Below are 19851 nucleotides of genomic sequence, written 5' to 3'. Positions count from 1 at the left end.
GTGCGGGCTTTAAGCGGGCAGCATCGTCGCGATATGCCCTGCGCGCGGGTCGCCGCTGCCCGCCAGCACGCTGGCGAACAGGGTTTGCGTGGCCTGGGGGCCCGCATGGCGCTGCACCACCAGCCAGGGCTGTGGCCCCGACGACACGGCGGCGCTGAACTGGTTCCACGCCGCCACCAGGCGGTCGTTCAGGCCCTGGGCGCCCCAGTCGGCGTGGCGCTTCTTGACCTGGGCGGGCGCAAAGAACATCACCGGGCGCGGGCCGGGCAGCTGGCCTGCGCCGCCCAGGTCCTGCACGTGGCTGGCGCCCACCGAGCAGCTGTAGGCCAGGCCCGTGAAATGGGCGTGGATGCGCTGGCGCAGGCCCACGCTGCCCGCAAAGTCGATGTAGACGCTGGGTGTGGCGCCGTCGATCTGGTCCAGTGTGTCGTAGGTGACCACGCGGCTGTAGCAGCCCAGGCTTTCGCAAAACGCCACATTGCCCGGCGAGGTGAGGCCAATGACCTCGATGCCGTCGCGCTGTGCAAGCTGGAAGGCGGTGCCGTAGGCCGTTTTGCTCGACGCGCTGGACAGCAGCATGCGCTTGGCGCCAAAGAACTGCTGGTCGGCCAGAAAGTCGTCGATGAGCCACGAGGTGATGAACAGCGGCCGCAGCAGCGCCTGCACATCCTCGTTGTCGGCGCGGTACAGCCCGTCGGTGCTGGTGCGCAGGTAGTGGTTGTAGACCGCATGCAGGCCCGCGCGGTGCGGGGCGCCGTCGCTGAAGCCCGTGGGGTTGACACGCTGGGGCGACAGCACGGCCTGGCTGGCCATGGGCCAGTAGCCATACAGCCGCTCGCCCACCGCCACGGCCGGGTGCAGCGACTGCACCACGGTGCCGAAGCCCCACACGGGCACGATGCCCCAGCCGGCCTCGCCGGTGGGGAAGAACTGCCAGTAGTTCAGCATGTCGCCCAGCGCGGCATAGGTGATGTTGTTGGCCGTGAGGGCAAACGACTCGACCCGCACGCGGACCTGGCCCTCGGCCAGCGGGGTGTCGTCAGTGGTCAACAGGCGGGTGGTGGCCAGCTGGTCCTGGCGCACGAGAAGGGTGGTGGTGCTCATGTCGCGACGCTAAACCAAAGCGTGCCCGCGCTCAAGCGGCGCGCGCCGCCTGGGCGACAGGTGCGCGGCGTGGCGGTGCGCCGGAGTACCGGAATGCTGACGGGCTCAGTCCGCCGTGGGCTGGGCCAGTTGCTCGAAAGGCAGCGCCTGCTTGACCAGGATGACCGTGCAGGGCGCATCGCGCGCCACGCGCATGGGCACCGTGGCAAAAAAGCGCTGGGTTTGCAGCCCGTGGGTGGCGGCGCCCAGGATCATCATGCTCACGTGGTTGCTGGCCGCATAGCGCACCAGCGCCTGGGCCACGTCGCCCGCTTCGAGCACGTGGTAGCTCACAGCATGCCCGGTCAGGTCCAGCCCCTGGGCCCACTGGCGCAGGCGCGCCATGTGCTGGCGGTGCAGCGTGGTTTCGCTACGCTCGCTCTCGCTGGTGCTGCTGGCGCCGGGCGACACCACCGTCACGCAGGCCAGCCGTGCGCCGGGGCGGATGCCCAGGGAGCGCGCCACCGCCTGGCGCAGCGAATACAGCGTGGCGTCCGTCACGTCGGCATGGGGCACGGCCACCATGAGGATGGGCGTGTCCTCGATCTGCTGCGAGGGCAGGGGGCTGGGGGTGTAGTGCATGCCCGCTGCGCGCAGCCAGCGTCGCAGGTGCGTGCGCAGCGGCGTGCGCTCGGTCCGCTCGCCGCGTTCGGTGATGAGTACCTGCTCGGGGTTGGACAGGTCAAACGCCAGGTGCGCGGCCGAGGGGTAACGGCTTGCGGCCTCGGGCTCCAGGCAGCGCAGGATGACCTCCTGCAGCCAGGGCGGGATGCCGGCGCGGTGTTTGCGTGGCGGCGCGGGCGTCATCCACAGGCGCTGGCGCATGCCGCCGCTGGTGGTGGGGGCGCCAAAGGGCAGCTCGCCCGTGGCCAGCTCGTACAGCATCACACCGATGGCGAAGATATCGCTGCGCGGGTCGCCGCGCACGCCCACCACCTGCTCCGGTGCGATCCAGGCGGGCGAGCCCACGGCCTGGCGCATTTCCTCGGCCAGCAGGTCGGGGTAGTGCGCGTGGCACGACAGGCCAAAGTCCAGCAGCACGGCCGTGCCGTCTTCCTTGACAAGCACATTGGCAGGTTTGAGGTCCAGGTGGCACACGTTCTGCTGGTGCAGGCTGTGCGCGGCGCGCGCCGTGGCCGCGCCCAGGCGGGCGATGGTGGCGATGTCGCAGCGCCCGGGCGCATCCAGCCAGTGCTGCAGCGTCTGGCCGGGGATGTATTCCATGACCAGGTAGGGCAGCCGCACCAGGTCGCCCGCCGCGACAAAACGCGGCACATGCGGGCCGCTGAGCACGGGCAGGATCTGCAGCTCGACCTCGAAGCTCACGATGTTCTCGGCCCCGTCACCCGCCGTCATGCGCGGGATCTTCATCGCCATGGCAAAGCCGGGGCTGCGGTCGGCCTGCGCGTATGCCACGGCGTAGATGTGGGCCATGCCGCCCGCGTGGATGCAGTCCACCACGCGGAAGCCGTCGATCTCGGTGCCGGGCTCCAGCAGTTTCATGTCACTGGCCTTTTTCGAGGCGGTCGGCGTAGAAGCCGGGCAGGCCCGCCGCGCGGATGGCGGCGGCGGCTGCCAGGTGGTCGTAGGGCACGCGGTAGAACGTGATCTGCTTGGCGGTGTCGTCGAACAGCGCGTACATGGCGCGCGCATCGCCGTCGCGCGGCTGGCCCACCGAGCCCACGATGCCCAGCCACTGGCGGTGCGTCGGCACGGGCACGGGCACGCCGGGCTCGGGCGCAAAGCGCATCAGCTTGGCCGTGGGCGTGAGGAAGTACAGCACCTGCTCGTGCACATGGCCGCAGAACACATAGCGGATGGCGGGGTCGATGCCTTGCGCTGCGGTCATGCTGCGCTCGGCGGCGTTGGAGTCCTCCACATACCGCCACTGCGCGGGCATGTCGGCACTGGCGTGCACCAGCAAGGCGCTGCTGCCCAGCCGCGCCGTGAGCGGCAGCGACTGCAAAAAGGCGATGTGGCTGTTGCCGAGCTGATCGTGCGTCCATTGCGCTCCCAGCTCGCTGCGGTTGCGTGGGTTGGCAGGCGGGGCCAGGGCCATGGCGTCATGGTTGCCCAGCACACACAGGGCACCTTGCTGGGCCAGGTCGCGCACCTGCTCCACCACGGCCACGGGCTCGCCGCCGTACCCCACCAGGTCGCCCAGCAGCGCAAATTGTTCGGCGCCCTGTGCGCGGGCGTGTTGCAGGCAGGCGTCCAGGGCCTGGCGGTTGGCGTGGATGTCGGACAGCAGGGCGATTTTCATGTTGTTGTCTCCAACCCCATCATCGCGCGCATGGCTGAATGGCAGCTTGCAGGCGGCAGTACCTGCGTGGATTCAAAGAAAAAATAGCTGCCAGCGCTTATTGATCAAGCGCTGGCAGCTATGGTTTTGGTAGCTCAGAGGCTGCGCTGGGCGGCGGGTTTTTTGTCCAGCGCCAGCACCAGGCCCAGCGCAATGATCGCGGGCAGCGCCTGGCTGAAGAAGATCTTGGGCGCTGCGGTGGCGGCGCCAAACACCCCGGCCACGATCACGCAGGCCAGGAAGAAGATCTTGAACACCCGGGTGCCGGTGAACAGCCCCCAGAACAGGCCTGCCGCCAGAAAACCGTTGTACAGCCCCTGGTTGGCCGCCAGCGTGGTGGTGGCGTCGGCCAGCTCCTGGGTCAGGTTGAAGGTCTTCATGCCCAGGGCCTTGTTCCAGAAGAACATTTCGAGCACGAGGATGTACACATGCTCGATGGCCACCAGGGCCACCGCGATGCGGGGGATCAGCAGGCGGCCCATGGTCTTAGACGATCGTGATGGTCACGTCGATGTTGCCGCGCGTGGCGTTGGAGTAGGGGCAGACCTGGTGGGCTGCTTCCACCAGCTTCTGGGCGGTTTCCTTGTCCAGGCCGGGCAGGCTGATGGCCAGGCGGGCGGCGATGCCGTAGGCGTTCGGGATGGGACCCAGGTCCACTTCGGCGTCGATGGACACGTCCTGAGGCACGGGGATGCCGATCTTGCCACCCACAGCCTTCATCGCGCCGATGAAGCACGCTGCGTAGCCGGAGGCAAACAGCTGCTCGGGGTTGGTGCCGGTGCCGGACGTACCAGGCGAGGACAGCTTGACGTCCAGGCGGCCGTCATCGGTCTTGGCGGCGCCATCGCGGCCACCGGTCACGTGCGACTTGGCGGTGTACAGGACTTTTTCGAGCTTGGTCATGGTGTCTTCCTTGCGGTTGTTGCCCACTGGCGGGCGGTGGAGGGAATCGGTTCTTGCGTTGTCTGCAGGCCGTCAGCGTTGCTCGCTGAGCCGGTCTCGCAGCTGCTTGAGTTCGGTGGTCAAGGTGGTCAGCTCGGCAATCGAGCACTGGCTGCTTTGCAGCACGCACGGTGGAATGGCTTCGGCCTGGTTGCGCAGCGCGCGGCCTTGTGACGTGAGGGTGATGCGCACGCGGCGCTCGTCCTGCACATCGCGCAACCGGGCAATGTGGCCCTGCGCCTCCAGGCGCTTGAGCAACGGCGTGAGCGTGCCGGAGTCGAGGAACAGGCGCTCGCCCAACTCGGACACCGTCACGCCATCCTGTTCCCACAGCACCAGCATCACGAGATACTGGGGGTAGGTCAGGCCGAACTGGTCGAGCAGCGGTTTGTACAGCTTGGTCATCGCCAGCGAGGCGGAATACAGCGCAAAGCAGACCTGGTTGTCCAGCCGCAGGATGGCGGGGCTGGGAGTGTGGGGTGTGCTGTGGCTGGGCATGGGGTGAATTGTGGGTGTAAATTCAATTGCGTGCAATTGAATTGTGAAAAACTTTGTTAATGGGTGGGCTTGTGTGGGTGGGCGAGCGGCGCCGCGCCATCGGTGCTATTCGCGCGTGCCGCTCGCGCAGGCGGGGACGCTGTGCCCCTTTCACCCTCGGGAAATTGCTATCAATAGCAGAGCTGCTAGCGCATGATTCATATGCGCTATCGGCCGATTGGGCTTGAAACTTGGCATGTAGTGGTTCGGGCGACGACGAACCACCAGGCCCTCAGCGCCCGCTGAACTGCGCGGGCCGGCGCTCGACAAACGCGCGCACGCCTTCGGCCGCATCCTCGCTGTTGGCCAGTTCCTTCTGCACCGGGATGAAGTCCGCCACCGCAGCCGCCTGGCCTTGCTCGATGGCTTTGAGCACATTCAGGCGCGTGGCCACCACCGCGCGCGGCGCTTGGGCGGCAATGCGCTGGGCAATCGCCAATGCCTCGTCCAGCTCCTGGCCAGCCGGCACCACTTTCTGCACAAAGTTCAGGCGGTACGCCTCAGCGCTGCCGAACTCGTCGGCCGTCAGCAGGTGCAGCAGCGCATTGCCCGTGCCCGCGCGCTCGGCCATGCGCAGCGTGGCGCCGCCTGTGGCCATGATGCCGCGCTGCACCTCCATCTGCGAGAAGCGGCAGTTGTCGGCCGCCACCACGATGTCGGCGCCCAGCATCAACTCAATGCCCACGGTGAAGCAGATGCCCTTGACCGCCACCACCATGGGCTTGGTGCGGCGCCGGTAGCCGGGCAGGCCGTAGTCATGGGGCTCCACCAGGCCTTCGGGGATGGCTTTTTCGCCGCGCTGCATGTAGGCGCTCACGGCGGGCAAGTCCAGTCCGGCCGTGAAGTGGTCGCCCATGGCATGCAGCACACCGACGCGCAGGTCGGGGTCGTCATCCAGGCGGGTGTAGGCCTCGGCCAGCTGGCGGAACATGGGCGGCGTCCAGCCGTTGCGCTTGGCCGGGCGGTTGATGCCGATCAGCAGCACGTGGCCGAGCACCAGGGTGTCGATGCAGCCCTCGGGCGGGGGCGTGGTGGGGGGGATGTTTGTCATGGGCGCGGGTCTCCTGGCCCATGATTGAAAACGCTTCAAGCGTTGTGCGCCGTCTCAATCGAGACAGCGCAGCCGATTAACGCAAGCGGCCTCCAAACCGGCACGGTGTCTTACCAGTGCACCCGCGCAAGGGCCGCCACGACATGTGAATGTCGTATTCACTCCCTGCGCCGGGTGCGTCCCCCCTCTGGGGGGACGGCGCGAAGCGTCTCCGGGGGGTTAGTAGCTATACACGCCCTGGCCCGTCTTGCGGCCCAGGCGGCCTGCGGCCACCATTTCCTTGAGCAGCGGGCAGGGGCGGTATTTGCTGTCGCCAAACTCGGTCAGGTACACGTCCATCACCGCCAGGCACACATCCAGGCCGATCATGTCCGCCAGCGCCAGCGGGCCGATGGGCTGGTTGCAGCCCAGTTTCATGCCCGCGTCGATGTCCTCGGGCGTGGCCAGGCCCTCGGCCAGCACGAAGAAGGCCTCGTTGATCATGGGCACAAGGATGCGGTTGACCACAAAGCCAGGCGCGTTCTTCACGGTGATGGGGCTTTTGCCCAGGGCCTCGGCCAGGGCCTTCACGGCGTCGTGCGTGGCATCGCTGGTCTGCAGGCCACGGATGATCTCCACCAGCGCCATCATGGGCACGGGGTTGAAGAAGTGCATGCCGATGAACTTGTCGGCGCGGCTGGTGGCGGCGGCCAGCTTGGTGATGGAGATCGAAGAAGTGTTCGATGCGATCAGCACCTCGGGGCCCACCAGTGCGTCCACCTGCTTGAGGATCTTCAGCTTGAGCTCGTAGTTCTCCGTGGCGGCCTCGATCACCAGTTGCGCGGCCTTGAGGTCGTCGTAGCTGGTGGAGGTTTGGATGCGCGCCAGGGCCGCAGCCTTGTCGGCTTCGGTGATCTTTTCCTTCTTGATCAGGCGGTCCAGGCTGCCGGCCACGGTGGCCAGGCCTTTTTGCACTGCAGCATCCGAGATATCGACCATCACCACGTTGATGCCCGACACCGCACAGGCCTGTGCAATGCCGTTGCCCATGGTGCCTGCGCCGATGATGCCTACGGTCTGAATCGTCATATAGAGAGCCCTCTTCAAAGTGAAACGGATGGACGGAATGGTAAGGCGAATCGCACGACCGTTCGGTTATCGTGCGTCAAACCTGAACCAACAAGCCGCTGCGCAGCATGGCGGAGGAGACACAAAACATGTTTGACTACATCGTGATCGGTGGCGGATCGGCGGGCTCCGTGCTGGCCGGCCGTCTGACTGAGAACCCCTCCGTACGCGTCTGCCTGCTGGAGGCAGGGCCTGCCGACAAAAGCGTGCTCATCCACTGCCCGGCTGGGCTGGCCGTGATGGCCAAGTTCGAACTGAACGGCTGGGGCTTCAACACCACGCCGCAGGCCGCGCTGAATAACCGGCGCGGCTACCAGCCACGCGGCAAGGTGCTGGGGGGCTCCAGCTCCATCAACGCCATGGTCTACATCCGGGGCCAGCACGCCGACTATGACCACTGGGCCGCGCAGGGCAACCCGGGCTGGGGCTGGGAGGATGTGAAGCCTTACTTCGTGCGTGCCGAGAACAACGAACGCGGCGCCAACGCTTGGCATGGCCGGGGCGGCCCCTTCAACGTGGCAGACCTGCGTGCACCCAACCGGTTCAGCCAATATTTCACCGACGCAGGTGTGCAGGCCGGGCACCCGCACAACACCGACTTCAACGGCGCCACGCAGGAAGGTGTGGGCCTGTACCAGGTCACGCACAAGAACGGCGAGCGCCACAGCGCAGCCAAGGGCTACCTCACGCCGCACCTGGCGCGACCCAACCTGCAGGTCATCACCGGGGCGCATGCCACGCGCATCCTGTTCGACGGCACGCGCGCGGTGGGTGTCGAATACCGCCAGGGCGGCGCGATCAAGCAGGTGCGAGCGGGCCGCGAGGTGCTGCTGAGTGCGGGCGCGCTGCTGTCGCCGCAGTTGCTGATGCTGTCGGGCGTGGGGCCTGCCGCGCATTTGCAGCAACACGGCATCCCGGTGCTGCACGACCTGCCGGGCGTGGGCCAGCATCTGCACGACCACCCCGACGTGGTGCAGGTGCTGGACGCACCCGAGCTCAAGGACCTGTTCGGCCTGTCACTGTCGGGCATGGCGCAGACGCTGCGCGGCATAGCCGAATGGCGCAAGCACCGCACGGGCATGTTGACCACGAACTTTGCCGAGGCGGGGGGCTTCATCAAAAGCGACCCGTCCGAGCCCGCGCCCGACCTGCAGCTGCACTTTGTGATCGGCAAGCTGGTGGACCACGGGCGCAAGACCGTGTTCGGCCATGGTTACTCGGCCCACGTGTGCCTGCTGCAGCCCAAAAGCCGGGGCGCGGTCACGCTGGCCAGCCGCGACCCCATGGCCTTGCCTTTGGTGGACCCGAACTTCCTGGCCGATCCCGATGACATGGCGCGCATGGTGCGTGGCTTCAAACGCACGCGGGAGATCCTCATGCAACCGGCGCTCGCGAAGTTCGGCGCCAAGGAGCTGGCGGCCTCGGCCAGTGCGCGCAGCGATGCGGAGATCGAGCAGTTCATCCGCCAGTACGCCGACACCATCTACCACCCCGTGGGCACCTGCCGCATGGGGCCCGGGCCGCTGGATGTGGTGGATGCCGAACTGCGTGTGCATGGCCTCGCGGGCCTGCGTGTGGTGGACGCGTCCATCATGCCGCGCATAGTGAGCGGCAACACCAATGCGCCCACGGTGATGATTGCTGAAAAAGCGGTGGACCTGCTGCGCGCCGCGCCGTGAACGATTTCACGTTTGGCGCCCGGAACGCGATTTTTAAGGTTTTCAAAGGGTCTGTTTAAGGAGTTTTTAACAGGCAAAAGCGCGGCGAATTTCTACACTTCTTTGCATGGAAACGGGTGCATGGTGCACCCGGCCCGGCGCCAAAAAAAAAGGCGCTGAAAGAGCCCACCGGGGCCATGAAAGAACGTGATGAAGATTGATGCCCGCGAAATTGCCGCACTGACACAAGCCCAGCCCGCCGCCCCCCGCATGGATATGTACGCCAGCATCCACAAGGCGCTGCGCGCCTTCATGGCCGACACGCTGCTGGGCCTGGGCCGCATGGATGTGGACGACGACCTGGAGTTTGCCCACACCTGCGACTGCGTGATGCAGCTGCTGGACCTGTGCCGCGCCCACCTGCACCACGAGAACCAGTTCGTGCACGCCGCCATGGAGGCGCGCCAGCCCGGATCCAGCCAGAGCATTGCCGGTGAACATGTGGAGCACGAAGAGGCCATCACGGCCCTGGCAGACGGGGTGAACCACCTGATGGCCTGTGCCAAGCCCGCACGCCCCGCCGCCACCCAGGCCCTGTACCGCCAGCTGGCGCTGTTTGTGGCGCACAACTTTGAGCACATGCACGAGGAAGAGACTGCGCACAACCGCGTGCTCTGGCAGTGCTACACCGACGCAGAACTGGCGGGCGTGCACGACGCGCTGGTGGCCTCGATCCCGCCGCACGAAATGATGGTGGTGGCCCGCTGGATGGTGCCCTATATGTCACCCGCCGAGCGCACGGCCATGCTGTCGGACATGCAGCAACATGCGCCTGCCCCTGTGCTGGCAGCGGTGCTGGCGCAAGTGCAGCCGCACCTCACGCAGCCTGAGTGGACCAAGCTGATGCGCAGCCTGGGCCTGCCGGTGGTGCCGGGTCTGGTGCACTGAGTCTGAGAAATCAGTGGCGTGAAGGCGTCAGGCGTCTTCCAGCACCACGGGGCGCAGCACGCACAGCCGAAAGCGCCCGCGCCCCGTCTTTTCGATGTGGATGTGCGGGCAGTTCTCCTGCAGGCGGCGCTGCAGCAATAGCAGTCGGGCCTCCAGGTTGTCGGCCACATCGGGCAGGCGCAGGGCGGGGTCCAGCCGTAGTTCGCGGTTGGTGAAGTCCACACGCCCGCTGTGCTGGTGGTCGCGCAGCAGCTTCCAGACAATGGCGCCCGCCACCCCCTTGATCAAATAGTCGTCGTTGATGAACACGCTGTCGTTGGCCGCAAAGTGGCGCACCCGCAGCGCGCTGCCGCTCACCGGCGGTGCCGCTGTCGGAGTAGGCAGCGGCTCGGGCGTATCGGGCGCGGCCTGCAGCAGGTCGATGGCGGCGGCCAGCTGGCCCGCAATCGCCACCAGCAGGTCTTCATCCTCGAAGCCAAAGCGCATGTCCTCGGGGCTCTCGGCAAACAGCACGCCCAGCAGGCGCCCGGCCGACAGCAGTGGCACCGCCACCTGGCTGTGCGGCTCTGGCAGGCCGGGGTAGGGGATGTCCAGGCCGCGCAGCGGGGGCGCATCGGGTGTGGCATGTGCGTCCATGCTTTCGCGGATGGCATGGCTGTACAGGGCGGCGTGCGTCATGTGGCTGATGCGCACCGGCGTGCGCTCGCGCGCAGCCATGCCGATCACTCCCTGGCCCAGCCGGATTTCTGAACCCACGCCCGATGTGGCATAGCCGCAGCTGGCCACCGTGTAGAGCTGCTGGGCGCTGGCGTCCAGCATCAGCACCATGGCGTGCTGAATGCCCAGCTTGTCCTGCAGGCCCTGCAGCGCGCCTTGCAGCAATTCGTCCAGCCCCGAGCAGCGCGCGATGCTCTCGCTGCACAGGCGCAGCGTGTGCAGCAACCCGGAACGCGGCGCCGGTGCCGGCAGGCCTTCGCCCGCCACCGATTCGATGCGCTCCACAGCGTAGATGTCGGCCCCTTTGAGTTCAAACACCTCGGCCATGCCCGCATGCGACGCAATGCCCGCCAGCTGCGCGCGCATGCTCTCGAACACCGGGCCACTGTCCTCGGTGCGTTCGTACAGCAGGTGCAGGCGGTAGAAATGGGCGGTGAGCGGGTCCAGCACCAGCACGGACGCACGCGGGTTGCGCAGGATGTTCTGGCGGGTCTTGTTGAAGAACTGGAACGACAGCGCCACATGCCCGGCATCCACATAGACCACCTGCGAGATGTAGGCCACATTGGGGGTGCCGTCGGGGTCACAGGTGGCCATGATGGCGGGAATCGCCCCCTCCAGGCAGGGGCGGATGCTGTGCAGGGACGGCGCTGCGGTGCTCATGGCTGCGGCGTAGGTGGTGAGGGTGATGTGGGTGGCGAACACAACTCCGCGCCGGCGCGCGGGCCCGGTGTCTGGTCGAACGCGCTGGTGGGCGCGAAGCTCACGGCCACGACATCCTGCAGCGGTGCCGCCAGCATGGCGCCCACATACTGCGGCCCGTAACCGACCTGGCCCACCTCCTGCACCATGGACTGCAGGTAGGCCTGCAACACCGGCAGGTCACCGTCATGGGCCGGGCGCTGCGTGGCCCGGCGGGCCTTGAGCTGCAGCGTCTGGTGGGTGGACGGCACGCTGAACACCACGGCAATCTCGCCGGTGTGCGCAATGTCCTGCAGCAACTGTTCGGACTGGCTGCGCCGCAGGTACACCGTGACCTCCAGCCCATCGCCGCTGATGCGACTGCCCACGGCCCGCATGATGCTCGGCCGCAGGGCCGCATCGCGTGATGCCACGATGGCCGACACGCCCTTGGCCACCATGGCGATATGGCTGGGGCCTAGCAGCGCGGTCATGCCTTGAAGCGTTTGCGGGTCAGGGCCAGGGCCACCCAGAAGGCCACCACGGTGGTCACCACCAGCACCAGGCCGTGGCGCAGGGGGTGGGCAGGCCACTGGTCCATGAACAGCGGGCGTACCAGCTCCACGGCATTGGTCAGCGGCAGCCAGTCGGAGATGGCGCGCACGATGGGGGGCAACTGCTCGCGCGGGAAGAACACACCCGAGAGAAACATCATGGGCGTGAGCACCAGTGTGAAGTAGTAAGTGAAGAAGTCATACCCCTTGGCCAGCGCATTGAAGATGAGTGCGATGCTGGAGAACATCACCCCCACGAACAGCAGCACCGGCCAGGCCACCAGCAGCTTGGGGCTGTGGCTGATGGAGAGGGCCAGCATGACGCCCAGGATGGCGGTGACGGTGAATAGCGCCTTGAACGCCGCCCAAAGCATTTCGGCCAGCACCACATCGTCGAGGCTCACCGGCGCGTTCATGATGCCGTCCCAGGTCTTTTGCACGTGCATGCGCGAGAAGGCCGAGTACAGCGCCTCGAAGCTGGCCGCGTTCATGGCGCTCATGCAGATGGAGCCGCTGGCCAGGAACAGGATGTAGGGCACCTTGGTGTCGCCCGCCGCGCCGCCCACGTTCACCTGCCCCACCAGGGCCCCCATGCCGTAGCCAAAGGCCACCAGCCACATCAGCGGCTCGGCAATGTTGCCCACCAGGCTGGGGATGGCCAGCTTGCGCCAGACCAGCAGGTTGCGCATGAACACGGGCCACCAGCGCACGGACAGGCTGGGCGGGCGCCATACCGATGGCGGGGGCGGGGCCACAGTGGCCACAGAGGGCGGGTGAGCGGTTTGCATCCGCTTATTGTGCGATGTTGGCGGGCGGGCGCACAGTCCCCGATGTGTTCATCTTCGCCACCTGGGCACGGCCATTGCTTGGGTACCCCTATGTCCACCCACGTCCTGAACCTGCCCGCCGGTGCCAGTGCCCTCTGGCAGAACCGCCTGGGGCTGCTGCTGGAGTCCACGGGCGAGGGGGTGTTTGGCATTGATCTGGCGGGCAACTGCGTGTTCATCAACCGGGCGGGCGCGCAGATGCTGGGCTTTGCGGCCGATGAGGTGATGGGGCGCAACATGCACGCGCTCACCCACCACAGCCACCCCGACGGCAGCCCGTATGCGGACGGCGACTGCCCCATCTTCAATGCGTTCCGCCAGGGTCTGCCCTGTCGTGTGGACACCGAGGTGTTCTGGCGCCGCGATGGCTCGGCGTTTGCCGTGGAGTATTCGAGCCACCCCATTTTGGAAGGCGATCAGGTGCAGGGAGCTGTGATCGCTTTTGTGGACATCACCAGCCGCAAACGCGCCGCCGACGAGCTGCAGCGCGCGCATGACGACCTGGCCCGCGCCAATGACGAGTTGGAGCGCCGAGTGGCCGCGCGCACACAAGAGCTGTCGCAGGCGCTGGCGCAGTTGCGCGAGCTGTCGGCCTACTCGGAGCAGGTGCGCGAAGACGAACGCACCCGCATCGCCCGCGAAGTGCACGACGAGCTGGGCAGCCTGCTGGTGGCGCTGAAGATGGATGTGAACTGGCTGCACAAGCGCCTGGGCGAGCAGGGCGAGCGCACGCCCGAGGCCGCGGGCGACATGCGCACCCAGATGCGCTGCAAGTGCCAGAACATGAGCCGCCTGATCGAAAACGCCGTGGACAACGTGGGCCGCATCATCACCGACCTGCGCCCCAGCATCCTGGACCACCAGGGGCTATGGGCGGCGCTGGAGTGGCAGGCACAGGAGTTCGTGCAGTCGGCCGAACTGGAGCTGGCGTGGCAGATGGAGGTGCCTGCCACCTTGCACTTGCCCGAGCCTGCAGCCATCGCTGTGTTCCGCATCTTCCAGGAGATGCTGAGCAATGTGGGCCGCCACGCGCAGGCCAGCGCCATCGACATCGCCATCGACGTGCAGGACGAGATGCTGCAACTGCGCGTGCGCGACAACGGCGTGGGCGCCACCCGCCAGGCCCTGGAGGCGCCCACCGCCTATGGCGTGATGGGCATGCGCGAGCGGGCACGGCAGCTTGGGGGCCGGTTGAGCATCACCAGCGAGCCGGGGCAGGGCTCGTGCCTGCAATTGCTGATTCCTCTGGAGCTGTCATGAATTCCGTGGTTCGAGTTTTGATCGGTGATGACCACCGCATCGTGCGGGAGGGGCTCAAGCAGGTGCTGGGCGACCCGGCCAATGGCGTGCCCGAGATCACTGTGGTCGCCGAGGCCACCCAGGGCAGCGAGGTGCTGGAGCTGGTCGCCGCCCTGCAAGGGCCCACGAGAACACCGGGGCTGGACCTGGTGCTGCTGGACATCGCCATGCCGGGCATGGACGGTCTCGAAGTGCTGCAGGCGCTGCGCAAGGCCTGGCCTGCATTGCCGGTGCTGATGCTCAGCACCTACCCCGAGCGGCAATACGCGGTGCGCTGCATCCAGATGGGCGCGGCGGGCTACCTGCACAAAAGCGCCGATCCCGACGACATGGTGGCCGCCGTGCGCAAGGTGGCCGCTGGCGGGCGCTACCTGACGGAGGCGACCGCGCAAGCCCTGGCAGGTGCACTAGAACGCACCGGTGTGGTGCGTACCGCCCAGCAGGGCACGCCCGTCGGGGTGGATGCGCTCTCCTATCGGGAGCACCAGGTGTTCCGCCTGCTCACTGCCGGGCAGAGCGTGAGCGAAATTGGTGCGCAGCTCAAGCTCGCGCCCAACACGGTAAGCACCTACCGCGCCCGCATCCTCGAGAAGACCGGCGCGCGCAACGATGTGGAGCTTGCGCTGCTGGCACGTGGCGCACCGGCAGAGTGAATTCTGTGCGTTGCACGACCGATTTGTAGTGCTGGCCCTACACGCTGTAGACACCACACCCACGAATTCATGACAGCGGGCCGACACCGGTAAAAACTGGCCCGCGCTTTGCGTAACGCCTGGCACCAACTTCTTCGAGGTGTGCCATGTCCGAATTTTTCTCGCCCTACGATGCCGACCGCCCGTTGATGCTGAAATGCAGCTGTGGCCGCGACCACAGGGTGGCCGACCACCACGCCGAGGTGTCGGCCGATGCCGCCGCAGCCACTCTGCGCCAGCGCAGCGAGACCCGTGAGTTCGAGCTCTACAGCAACGAGTTCATCGAAGCCACGCTGGTCAAGGCGCTGTTTCCGCAAGACGCGGTGCGCCGCCGCTTCATCAAGGCGGTGGGCAAGGGCACTGCCATGGCGGCCATCGCGAGCGTGTTGCCTGTGGCCAGCATGCAGGCCATGGCGCAAGAGAAGCAGGGCGCACTGGAGAAGACCAACCTCAAGATCGGCTTCATCCCGATCACCTGCGCCACCCCGCTGATCATGGCCCACCCGCTGGGCTTCTACAGCAAGCAGGGCCTGAGCGTCGAAGTCACCAAGACGGCCGGCTGGGCACTGATCCGCGACAAGATGATCAACAAGGAGTACGACGCCACGCACTTCCTGAGCCCCATGCCGCTGGCGATCTCCATGGGCCTGGGCTCCAACGCCACGCCGATGAACGTGGCCACCATCCAGAACGTGAACGGCCAGGCCATCACGCTCAGCCTCAAGCACAAGGACAACCGCGATCCCAAGAACTGGAAGGGCTTCAAGTTCGCGATCCCCTTCGAGTACAGCATGCACAACTTCCTGTTGCGCTACTACCTGGCCGAGGCGGGCTTGAACCCCGACACCGACGTGCAGCTGCGCGTGGTGCCACCCGCCGAGATGGTGGCCAATCTGCGTGCGGGCAACATCGACGGCTTCCTCGGCCCCGATCCTTTCAACCAGCGCGCCGTGTTTGAGGAAGTCGGCTTCATCCACCTGCTCACCAAGGACCTGTGGAACGGCCACCCCTGCTGCGCCTTCGGCACCAGCACCGAGTTCATCCAGAAGAACCCCAACACCTTTGCTGCGCTGTACCGCGCGGTGCTCACCTCGGCCGCGATGGCGCGCGACCCGGCCAACCGCGAGCTCATCGCCAAGGTGATTGCGCCCCAGGCCTACCTGAACCAGCCCGAGGCCGTGCTCAACCAGGTGCTCACCGGCAAGTTCGCCGACGGCCTGGGCAAGATCCAGAACGTGCCGGACCGCGCCGACTTCGACCCCATGCCGTGGCAGAGCATGGCCGTGTGGATGCTCACGCAGATGCAGCGTTGGGGCTACATCAAGGGCGATGTGGACTACAAGCAGATTGCCGAAAAGGTGTTCCTCATCACCGATGCGAAAAAGCAGATGAAGGCGCTGGACCAGAAGGTGCCCGAAGGCGCGTACCCCAAGTTCAAGATCATGGGGCGCGAATTCGATGCCGCCAAGGCGAGCGAGTACGCAAAGAGCTTCCCCATCCGCAAGGCGGCATGACATGACTCCCGCCAAGAACCTCAACCTGCGCGCGGGCCTGTTGTCCGTGCTCATCTTCCTGGCCCTGCTGGGGATCTGGTACATCGCCACCGCTTCTTCGGGCGCGGGCAACAGCACGGCCGGCATGACCGCCGAGCAGATCGAGTACGCCAAGATGATGGGCAAGGACCCAGGCGCCAGCTCCAAGGGCAGCGGCTTCCCCTCACTGGCAGAGATGGGCCGTACCGTGTGGGGGCACGTGTCCAACCCGTTCTACGACAACGGCCCTAACGACAAGGGCATCGCCATCCAGCTCGCGCATTCGCTGGGCCGGGTCGCGCTAGGGTTCGGCCTGGCCTGCTTGGTGGCGATACCGCTCGGTTTCGTCATCGGCATGTCGCCGCTGCTGCGCCGTGCGTTCGACCCGTTCATTCAGGTGCTCAAGCCCATCAGCCCGCTGGCGTGGATGCCGCTCGCGCTCTACACCATCAAGGACTCATCCATCTCGGGCATCTTCGTGATCTTCATCTGCTCGGTGTGGCCCATGCTGGTGAACACGGCGTTTGGCGTGGCATCGGTCAAGCGCGAGTGGCTCAACGTGTCGGCCACGCTGCAGGTCAACCCGCTGCGCAAGGCCTTCCTGGTGATCTTGCCCGCCGCAGCGCCCACCATCCTCACGGGCATGCGCATCAGCATGGGCATCGCCTGGCTGGTGATCGTGGCGGCCGAGATGCTGGTGGGCGGCACGGGGATTGGCTACTTCGTGTGGAACGAGTGGAACAACCTGTCGCTCACCAACGTGATCTTTGCCATCCTGGTGATTGGCGTGGTGGGCATGTTGCTCGACCTGGCCTTCGGCCAGCTGCAGAAGGTGGTGACCTATGTGGAGTGATGTCGCCCAGCGCCCGGCTGTTCCAGCCCCTCTTGCCACTGACGCCCCGCAACGAAAGGCCTCTGCCGTGACCCAAGGCTTCCTCCAGATCGACCGGCTGAGCAAAGCCTTTGTGCCCGCCAAGCCCGTGTTTGCTGATGTGTCGTTCACGCTCGATAAGGGCGAATTCGTCTGCATCATCGGCCACTCGGGCTGCGGCAAGACCACCATCCTGAACGTGCTGGCGGGGCTGGACACCGCCACCTCGGGCACCGTCATCATGGACGGGCGCGAAGTGGCCGGCCCCAGTCTGGACCGGGGCGTGGTGTTCCAGAGCCACGCGCTCATGCCCTGGCTGACGGTGCGCCAGAACATCGCGTTCGCCGTGAAGTCGCGCTGGCCCGACTGGAAGAAGAGCCAGGTGGATGCGCATGTGGAGAAGTTCGTGGCGCTGGTGGGCCTGAGCCCGGCCATCGACAAGAAGCCCTCACAGCTCTCAGGCGGCATGAAGCAGCGCGTGGGCATTGCGCGCGCGTTCTCCATCCAGCCCAAGATGCTGCTGCTGGATGAACCCTTCGGCGCACTCGATGCGCTCACGCGCGGCACCATCCAGGACGAGCTGATGGCCATCGTGCGCCAGACGCAGCAGACGGTCTTCATGATCACGCACGATGTGGACGAAGCCATCTTGCTGGCCGACCGCATCCTGCTCATGAGCAACGGCAACGAGACGCCCGAGGGCTATCGCCCCGGCGGCATCGCCGAGGTGGTGGTGAACCCGCTGCCACGCGAACGTACGCGCACCAGCCTGCACCACCTGGACGGCTACTACGCACTGCGCAACCACATCGTGGACTTTCTGGTCACGAGAGCCAAAGCCCACTGATTTCCTGAATAACCCAGCACTGTCGTGTTGCCCCTTGGGGTGGCAGGGAGTGCTGCACCCTGAAGTTCCTGTTCCCTGTTCCAAAACCCATCCAACCGAAGGAGCCATCACCATGAACCGCAACGACGTTACCGAAAAGATCATTAGCACCAAGGTCGCCAAGGGCCTGCAATGGGAGGCCATTGCCAAGAAGGTCGGCCAGTCCAAGGAATGGACCACGGCCCTGTGCCTGGGCCAGATGACGGCCACGCCTGAGCAGGCCAAGATCGTCGGCAAGATCTTCGGCCTCACCGCCGAAGAGCAGAAGTGGCTGCAGGTGGTGCCCTACAAGGGCTCGCTGCCCACGCCAGTGCCCACCGATCCGCTAATCTACCGCTGGTACGAGGTGGTGAGTGTGTACGGCACCACCATCAAGGAGCTGATCCACGAAGAGTTTGGCGACGGCATCATGAGCGCCATCGACTTCAGCATGGACATCCAGCGCGAAGCCAATCCCAATGGCGACCGCGTGAATGTGGTCCTGTCCGGAAAATTCCTGCCGTATAAACAGTACTAACCCCCTGAGTCGCTTCGCGCCTTCCCCCTTTCTCTCGAATTGCTGCGCAATTCGGGAACGGGGACACCACCAGCGCCCGTCAGCGAAGCGCCGCCTGTGCGGCTTGGCGGCCCTTGCGCGGCGGTCGCTGGTATAGGCCGTGCTCGTTACACCGGCGTGGGCCTATGCATTGCGCCGAGTGGGGTAACGAAGACAGTCAGAGCACCTTGACGGCGCGGCCGATGAACTGGATGGGGCCTGTGGGCTTGCCAATCGGCGAGCCCGTGGGCGGTTCCAGCGTCAGCTCGAACAACTGATTGGGCTGCAGCGGCGGCAGCTTGTCCAGCGGGATCTGCAGGGGCTGACCGGGCTGCACCAGGCCCAGCGATACGGGGCCGCTCCAGCCGTCGGCCTTGGTCCAGAACTCCAGGGCCTTGTCGGCCGGTACTTCGGCCATACCCAGCGGAATCAGGCTGATCTGCCGGGGCGAGCTGGCCTGCACCACCCAGCCCGGAGCCTTGTCCTGCGGCGCGACCAGCACCACCATGAACTGTGGCGGCGCGGCCACTGGGGCGGTGCGGGTGACGAGCACTGCCGCGAGCACCGCTGCCATGGCAAAGCCCGAGCCGGCGAGGGCCCGCCACAGGCCCAGGTGGTCCCACCAGCGCACGGATGGCTTGCGCTCGGTTTTTGCGCGGGGTTGGGCGGCAACGGGTGTCGCAGCCGGCTGTGCGCTGGTGGCCTGCAGCGACTGGTCGATGCGCGCCCACAAGGCAGCGGGCGGCGCGATGGGCTCCGCCAGCTGGGTCAGCGGCAGCAGGCGGGCTTCCCATTCGGCCACCGCCTGTTGCAATGCCTTGTCGCCTGGCAGGCGTTGCTGCACGCCCTGGCGCTCGGCAGCGGGCAGGGTGCCCAGCACGTACTCGCCGGCCAGCACGCTCAGGTCTTCCGGCGAGGGGGTGGACGGTGTGTTGCGCACGTCGGTCATGCCATGCACTCCCGCAGCGAAACCAGGCTGCGCCGGATCCACGCCTTGACGGTGCCCAGCGGCGCGCCGAGGCGCTCCGCAATTTCTCCGTGCGAGCAGCCGTCCACATAGGCGTGCAGCACGCAGTTGCGGCGCGCGGGGTCCAGGGCCTCCAGGCAATGCTGCAGGCGGCCCAGGCTGGCGTTCAGCGCAAAGGTTTCCTCGACCTCATGGTGGGCCTGCACAGACATGTCGGCCTCCAGGGCTTGGGTGGTGGTGTCGTCCACATCAACGTGGCGGCCAGCGTCGCGAACGGCGTTCAGGGCCAGGTTGCGCACCACGCTGTAGATCCAGCCGCGTGCGCTGCCCCGGCGCGGGTCGTAGCTGGCGGCGCGGGTCCAGATGTTCACGCAGGCATCGTGCACGATGTCCTCGGCCAGGGCCCGCTGGCGCACGATGCGCAGCGCAACGCCCAGTAGCCGCGCGCCCTCCTGTTGGTACAGGCGGTGCATGGCCTGCCGGTCGCCCGCTGCGCAGGCGGCCAGAGCGGCTTCGTAGTCAAAATCGCCAGGGGTGTCGGGCACGGTGTGCAGGCAGCGGGGCCGCGGCTAAAGAGTGGGCGCATCGTAGCCGCAAACCCG

21 protein-coding genes are annotated in these 19851 nt (G+C 66.4%); 8 read left to right on the top strand and 13 right to left on the bottom strand.

What is annotated here, in order from left to right:
* Positions 1-9: 9 nt before the first annotated feature.
* The 8 genes from ASD75_RS11075 to ASD75_RS11040 all read right to left on the bottom strand — a co-directional run bounded on the left by ASD75_RS11075 (position 10) and on the right by ASD75_RS11040 (position 7043).
* Positions 10-1104 (bottom strand): DUF2855 family protein, encoded by a 1095-nt coding sequence (locus tag ASD75_RS11075; protein ID WP_056745621.1) that lies wholly within the window; start codon positions 1102-1104, stop codon positions 10-12.
* A 105-nt stretch (positions 1105-1209) separates the two neighbouring features.
* Positions 1210-2646, bottom strand: coding sequence for a bifunctional serine/threonine-protein kinase/universal stress protein (locus tag ASD75_RS11070; RefSeq protein ID WP_056745619.1), 1437 nt, complete (start codon positions 2644-2646; stop codon positions 1210-1212).
* A 1-nt stretch (position 2647) separates the two neighbouring features.
* Entirely contained in the window at positions 2648-3406 is a 759-nt protein-coding gene (locus tag ASD75_RS11065) for a metallophosphoesterase (RefSeq protein WP_056745617.1), read from the bottom strand.
* Between the two features lie 134 nt (positions 3407-3540).
* A complete protein-coding gene (locus ASD75_RS11060; protein WP_056745616.1) occupies positions 3541-3927 on the bottom strand; it encodes a DUF1304 domain-containing protein in 387 nt (128 codons plus the stop codon).
* 4 nt (positions 3928-3931) lie between these two features.
* Positions 3932-4348, bottom strand: coding sequence for an organic hydroperoxide resistance protein (locus ASD75_RS11055; RefSeq protein ID WP_056745896.1), 417 nt, complete (start codon positions 4346-4348; stop codon positions 3932-3934).
* Positions 4349-4420: 72 nt separating this feature from the next.
* The gene (locus ASD75_RS11050) at positions 4421-4885 is read right to left on the bottom strand and encodes a MarR family winged helix-turn-helix transcriptional regulator (protein ID WP_056745613.1); all 465 of its coding nucleotides are present in this window, start codon (positions 4883-4885) and stop codon (positions 4421-4423) included.
* Positions 4886-5156: 271 nt separating this feature from the next.
* Positions 5157-5975, bottom strand: coding sequence for a crotonase/enoyl-CoA hydratase family protein (locus ASD75_RS11045; RefSeq protein WP_056745611.1), 819 nt, complete (start codon positions 5973-5975; stop codon positions 5157-5159).
* A 219-nt stretch (positions 5976-6194) separates the two neighbouring features.
* Positions 6195-7043: a 3-hydroxybutyryl-CoA dehydrogenase gene (locus ASD75_RS11040; RefSeq protein ID WP_056745609.1), complete on the bottom strand. Its 849-nt coding sequence runs from the start codon at positions 7041-7043 to the stop codon at positions 6195-6197.
* A gap of 128 nt (positions 7044-7171) precedes the next feature.
* Between ASD75_RS11040 and ASD75_RS11035 the strand changes: the two genes are divergently transcribed.
* Positions 7172-8761 (top strand): GMC family oxidoreductase, encoded by a 1590-nt coding sequence (locus tag ASD75_RS11035; protein WP_056745607.1) that lies wholly within the window; start codon positions 7172-7174, stop codon positions 8759-8761.
* 189 nt (positions 8762-8950) lie between these two features.
* Positions 8951-9688 carry a hypothetical protein gene (locus ASD75_RS11030; RefSeq protein WP_056745606.1) on the top strand — a complete coding sequence of 246 codons (738 nt, stop codon included), beginning with the start codon at positions 8951-8953 and terminating at the stop codon, positions 9686-9688.
* Between the two features lie 27 nt (positions 9689-9715).
* Here ASD75_RS11030 and ASD75_RS11025 read toward each other — a convergent pair whose 3' ends face one another.
* The 3 genes from ASD75_RS11025 to ASD75_RS11015 are packed head-to-tail and all read right to left on the bottom strand — an operon-like array spanning position 9716 to position 12428.
* The gene (locus tag ASD75_RS11025) at positions 9716-11068 is read right to left on the bottom strand and encodes a GAF domain-containing protein (protein WP_056745893.1); all 1353 of its coding nucleotides are present in this window, start codon (positions 11066-11068) and stop codon (positions 9716-9718) included.
* Positions 11065-11580 carry a hypothetical protein gene (locus ASD75_RS11020; protein ID WP_056745603.1) on the bottom strand — a complete coding sequence of 172 codons (516 nt, stop codon included), beginning with the start codon at positions 11578-11580 and terminating at the stop codon, positions 11065-11067. The genes ASD75_RS11025 and ASD75_RS11020 overlap by 4 nt, the downstream gene beginning before the upstream one ends.
* Positions 11577-12428 (bottom strand): ABC transporter permease, encoded by an 852-nt coding sequence (locus ASD75_RS11015; RefSeq protein ID WP_056745601.1) that lies wholly within the window; start codon positions 12426-12428, stop codon positions 11577-11579. The genes ASD75_RS11020 and ASD75_RS11015 overlap by 4 nt, the downstream gene beginning before the upstream one ends.
* 90 nt (positions 12429-12518) lie before the next feature.
* On the opposite strand from ASD75_RS11015, the gene ASD75_RS11010 reads away from it, so the two are divergent.
* The 6 genes from ASD75_RS11010 (at position 12519) to cynS (ending at position 18264) form a co-directional block, all read left to right on the top strand.
* The gene (locus ASD75_RS11010) at positions 12519-13727 is read left to right on the top strand and encodes a PAS domain-containing sensor histidine kinase (protein WP_056745599.1); all 1209 of its coding nucleotides are present in this window, start codon (positions 12519-12521) and stop codon (positions 13725-13727) included.
* Positions 13724-14419, top strand: coding sequence for a response regulator transcription factor (locus tag ASD75_RS11005; RefSeq protein ID WP_056745597.1), 696 nt, complete (start codon positions 13724-13726; stop codon positions 14417-14419). The genes ASD75_RS11010 and ASD75_RS11005 overlap by 4 nt, the downstream gene beginning before the upstream one ends.
* Positions 14420-14565: 146 nt before the next feature.
* Positions 14566-15972, top strand: coding sequence for a CmpA/NrtA family ABC transporter substrate-binding protein (locus tag ASD75_RS11000; RefSeq protein ID WP_056745596.1), 1407 nt, complete (start codon positions 14566-14568; stop codon positions 15970-15972).
* Position 15973: 1 nt separating this feature from the next.
* Positions 15974-16843: a nitrate ABC transporter permease gene (gene ntrB, locus ASD75_RS10995; RefSeq protein ID WP_056745594.1), complete on the top strand. Its 870-nt coding sequence runs from the start codon at positions 15974-15976 to the stop codon at positions 16841-16843.
* Positions 16833-17708 carry an ABC transporter ATP-binding protein gene (locus ASD75_RS10990; protein WP_056745592.1) on the top strand — a complete coding sequence of 292 codons (876 nt, stop codon included), beginning with the start codon at positions 16833-16835 and terminating at the stop codon, positions 17706-17708. Before ntrB ends, ASD75_RS10990 begins: the two co-directional genes overlap by 11 nt.
* A 112-nt stretch (positions 17709-17820) precedes the next feature.
* Positions 17821-18264 (top strand): cyanase, encoded by a 444-nt coding sequence (gene cynS, locus ASD75_RS10985; protein WP_008905293.1) that lies wholly within the window; start codon positions 17821-17823, stop codon positions 18262-18264.
* A gap of 196 nt (positions 18265-18460) precedes the next feature.
* On the opposite strand, the gene ASD75_RS10980 is transcribed toward cynS, so the two are convergent.
* Together ASD75_RS10980 and ASD75_RS10975 are read right to left on the bottom strand one after the other, a co-directional pair.
* A complete protein-coding gene (locus ASD75_RS10980) occupies positions 18461-19231 on the bottom strand; it encodes an anti-sigma factor domain-containing protein (protein ID WP_056745590.1) in 771 nt (256 codons plus the stop codon).
* Positions 19228-19794: a sigma-70 family RNA polymerase sigma factor gene (locus tag ASD75_RS10975; protein ID WP_055396332.1), complete on the bottom strand. Its 567-nt coding sequence runs from the start codon at positions 19792-19794 to the stop codon at positions 19228-19230. The genes ASD75_RS10980 and ASD75_RS10975 overlap by 4 nt, the downstream gene beginning before the upstream one ends.
* Positions 19795-19851 lie beyond the last annotated feature (57 nt).

It is taken from the genome of Acidovorax sp. Root568, assembly GCF_001427445.1.
Classification (GTDB): Bacteria; Pseudomonadota; Gammaproteobacteria; order Burkholderiales; family Burkholderiaceae_C; genus Acidovorax; species Acidovorax delafieldii.
This window is presented reverse-complemented; position numbering and strand designations above follow the sequence as displayed.

What these genes read in the sequence shown, in the direction of transcription:
- ASD75_RS10980 (WP_056745590.1), bottom strand. Translation starts at nt 19,231, where the DNA reads ATGACCGACGTGCGCAACACACCGTCCACCCCCTCGCCGGAAGACCTG.
- cynS (WP_008905293.1), top strand. Translation starts at nt 17,821, where the DNA reads ATGAACCGCAACGACGTTACCGAAAAGATCATTAGCACCAAGGTCGCC.
- ASD75_RS11030 (WP_056745606.1), top strand. Translation starts at nt 8,951, where the DNA reads ATGAAGATTGATGCCCGCGAAATTGCCGCACTGACACAAGCCCAGCCC.
- ASD75_RS11010 (WP_056745599.1), top strand. Translation starts at nt 12,519, where the DNA reads ATGTCCACCCACGTCCTGAACCTGCCCGCCGGTGCCAGTGCCCTCTGG.
- ASD75_RS11015 (WP_056745601.1), bottom strand. Translation starts at nt 12,428, where the DNA reads ATGCAAACCGCTCACCCGCCCTCTGTGGCCACTGTGGCCCCGCCCCCG.
- ASD75_RS11040 (WP_056745609.1), bottom strand. Translation starts at nt 7,043, where the DNA reads ATGACGATTCAGACCGTAGGCATCATCGGCGCAGGCACCATGGGCAAC.
- ASD75_RS11075 (WP_056745621.1), bottom strand. Translation starts at nt 1,104, where the DNA reads ATGAGCACCACCACCCTTCTCGTGCGCCAGGACCAGCTGGCCACCACC.
- ASD75_RS11005 (WP_056745597.1), top strand. Translation starts at nt 13,724, where the DNA reads ATGAATTCCGTGGTTCGAGTTTTGATCGGTGATGACCACCGCATCGTG.
- ASD75_RS11035 (WP_056745607.1), top strand. Translation starts at nt 7,172, where the DNA reads ATGTTTGACTACATCGTGATCGGTGGCGGATCGGCGGGCTCCGTGCTG.
- ASD75_RS11065 (WP_056745617.1), bottom strand. Translation starts at nt 3,406, where the DNA reads ATGAAAATCGCCCTGCTGTCCGACATCCACGCCAACCGCCAGGCCCTG.
- ASD75_RS11060 (WP_056745616.1), bottom strand. Translation starts at nt 3,927, where the DNA reads ATGGGCCGCCTGCTGATCCCCCGCATCGCGGTGGCCCTGGTGGCCATC.
- ASD75_RS11045 (WP_056745611.1), bottom strand. Translation starts at nt 5,975, where the DNA reads ATGACAAACATCCCCCCCACCACGCCCCCGCCCGAGGGCTGCATCGAC.
- ASD75_RS11000 (WP_056745596.1), top strand. Translation starts at nt 14,566, where the DNA reads ATGTCCGAATTTTTCTCGCCCTACGATGCCGACCGCCCGTTGATGCTG.
- ASD75_RS11055 (WP_056745896.1), bottom strand. Translation starts at nt 4,348, where the DNA reads ATGACCAAGCTCGAAAAAGTCCTGTACACCGCCAAGTCGCACGTGACC.
- ASD75_RS11070 (WP_056745619.1), bottom strand. Translation starts at nt 2,646, where the DNA reads ATGAAACTGCTGGAGCCCGGCACCGAGATCGACGGCTTCCGCGTGGTG.
- ASD75_RS11050 (WP_056745613.1), bottom strand. Translation starts at nt 4,885, where the DNA reads ATGCCCAGCCACAGCACACCCCACACTCCCAGCCCCGCCATCCTGCGG.
- ASD75_RS11020 (WP_056745603.1), bottom strand. Translation starts at nt 11,580, where the DNA reads ATGACCGCGCTGCTAGGCCCCAGCCATATCGCCATGGTGGCCAAGGGC.
- ASD75_RS11025 (WP_056745893.1), bottom strand. Translation starts at nt 11,068, where the DNA reads ATGAGCACCGCAGCGCCGTCCCTGCACAGCATCCGCCCCTGCCTGGAG.
- ASD75_RS10990 (WP_056745592.1), top strand. Translation starts at nt 16,833, where the DNA reads ATGTGGAGTGATGTCGCCCAGCGCCCGGCTGTTCCAGCCCCTCTTGCC.
- ntrB (WP_056745594.1), top strand. Translation starts at nt 15,974, where the DNA reads ATGACTCCCGCCAAGAACCTCAACCTGCGCGCGGGCCTGTTGTCCGTG.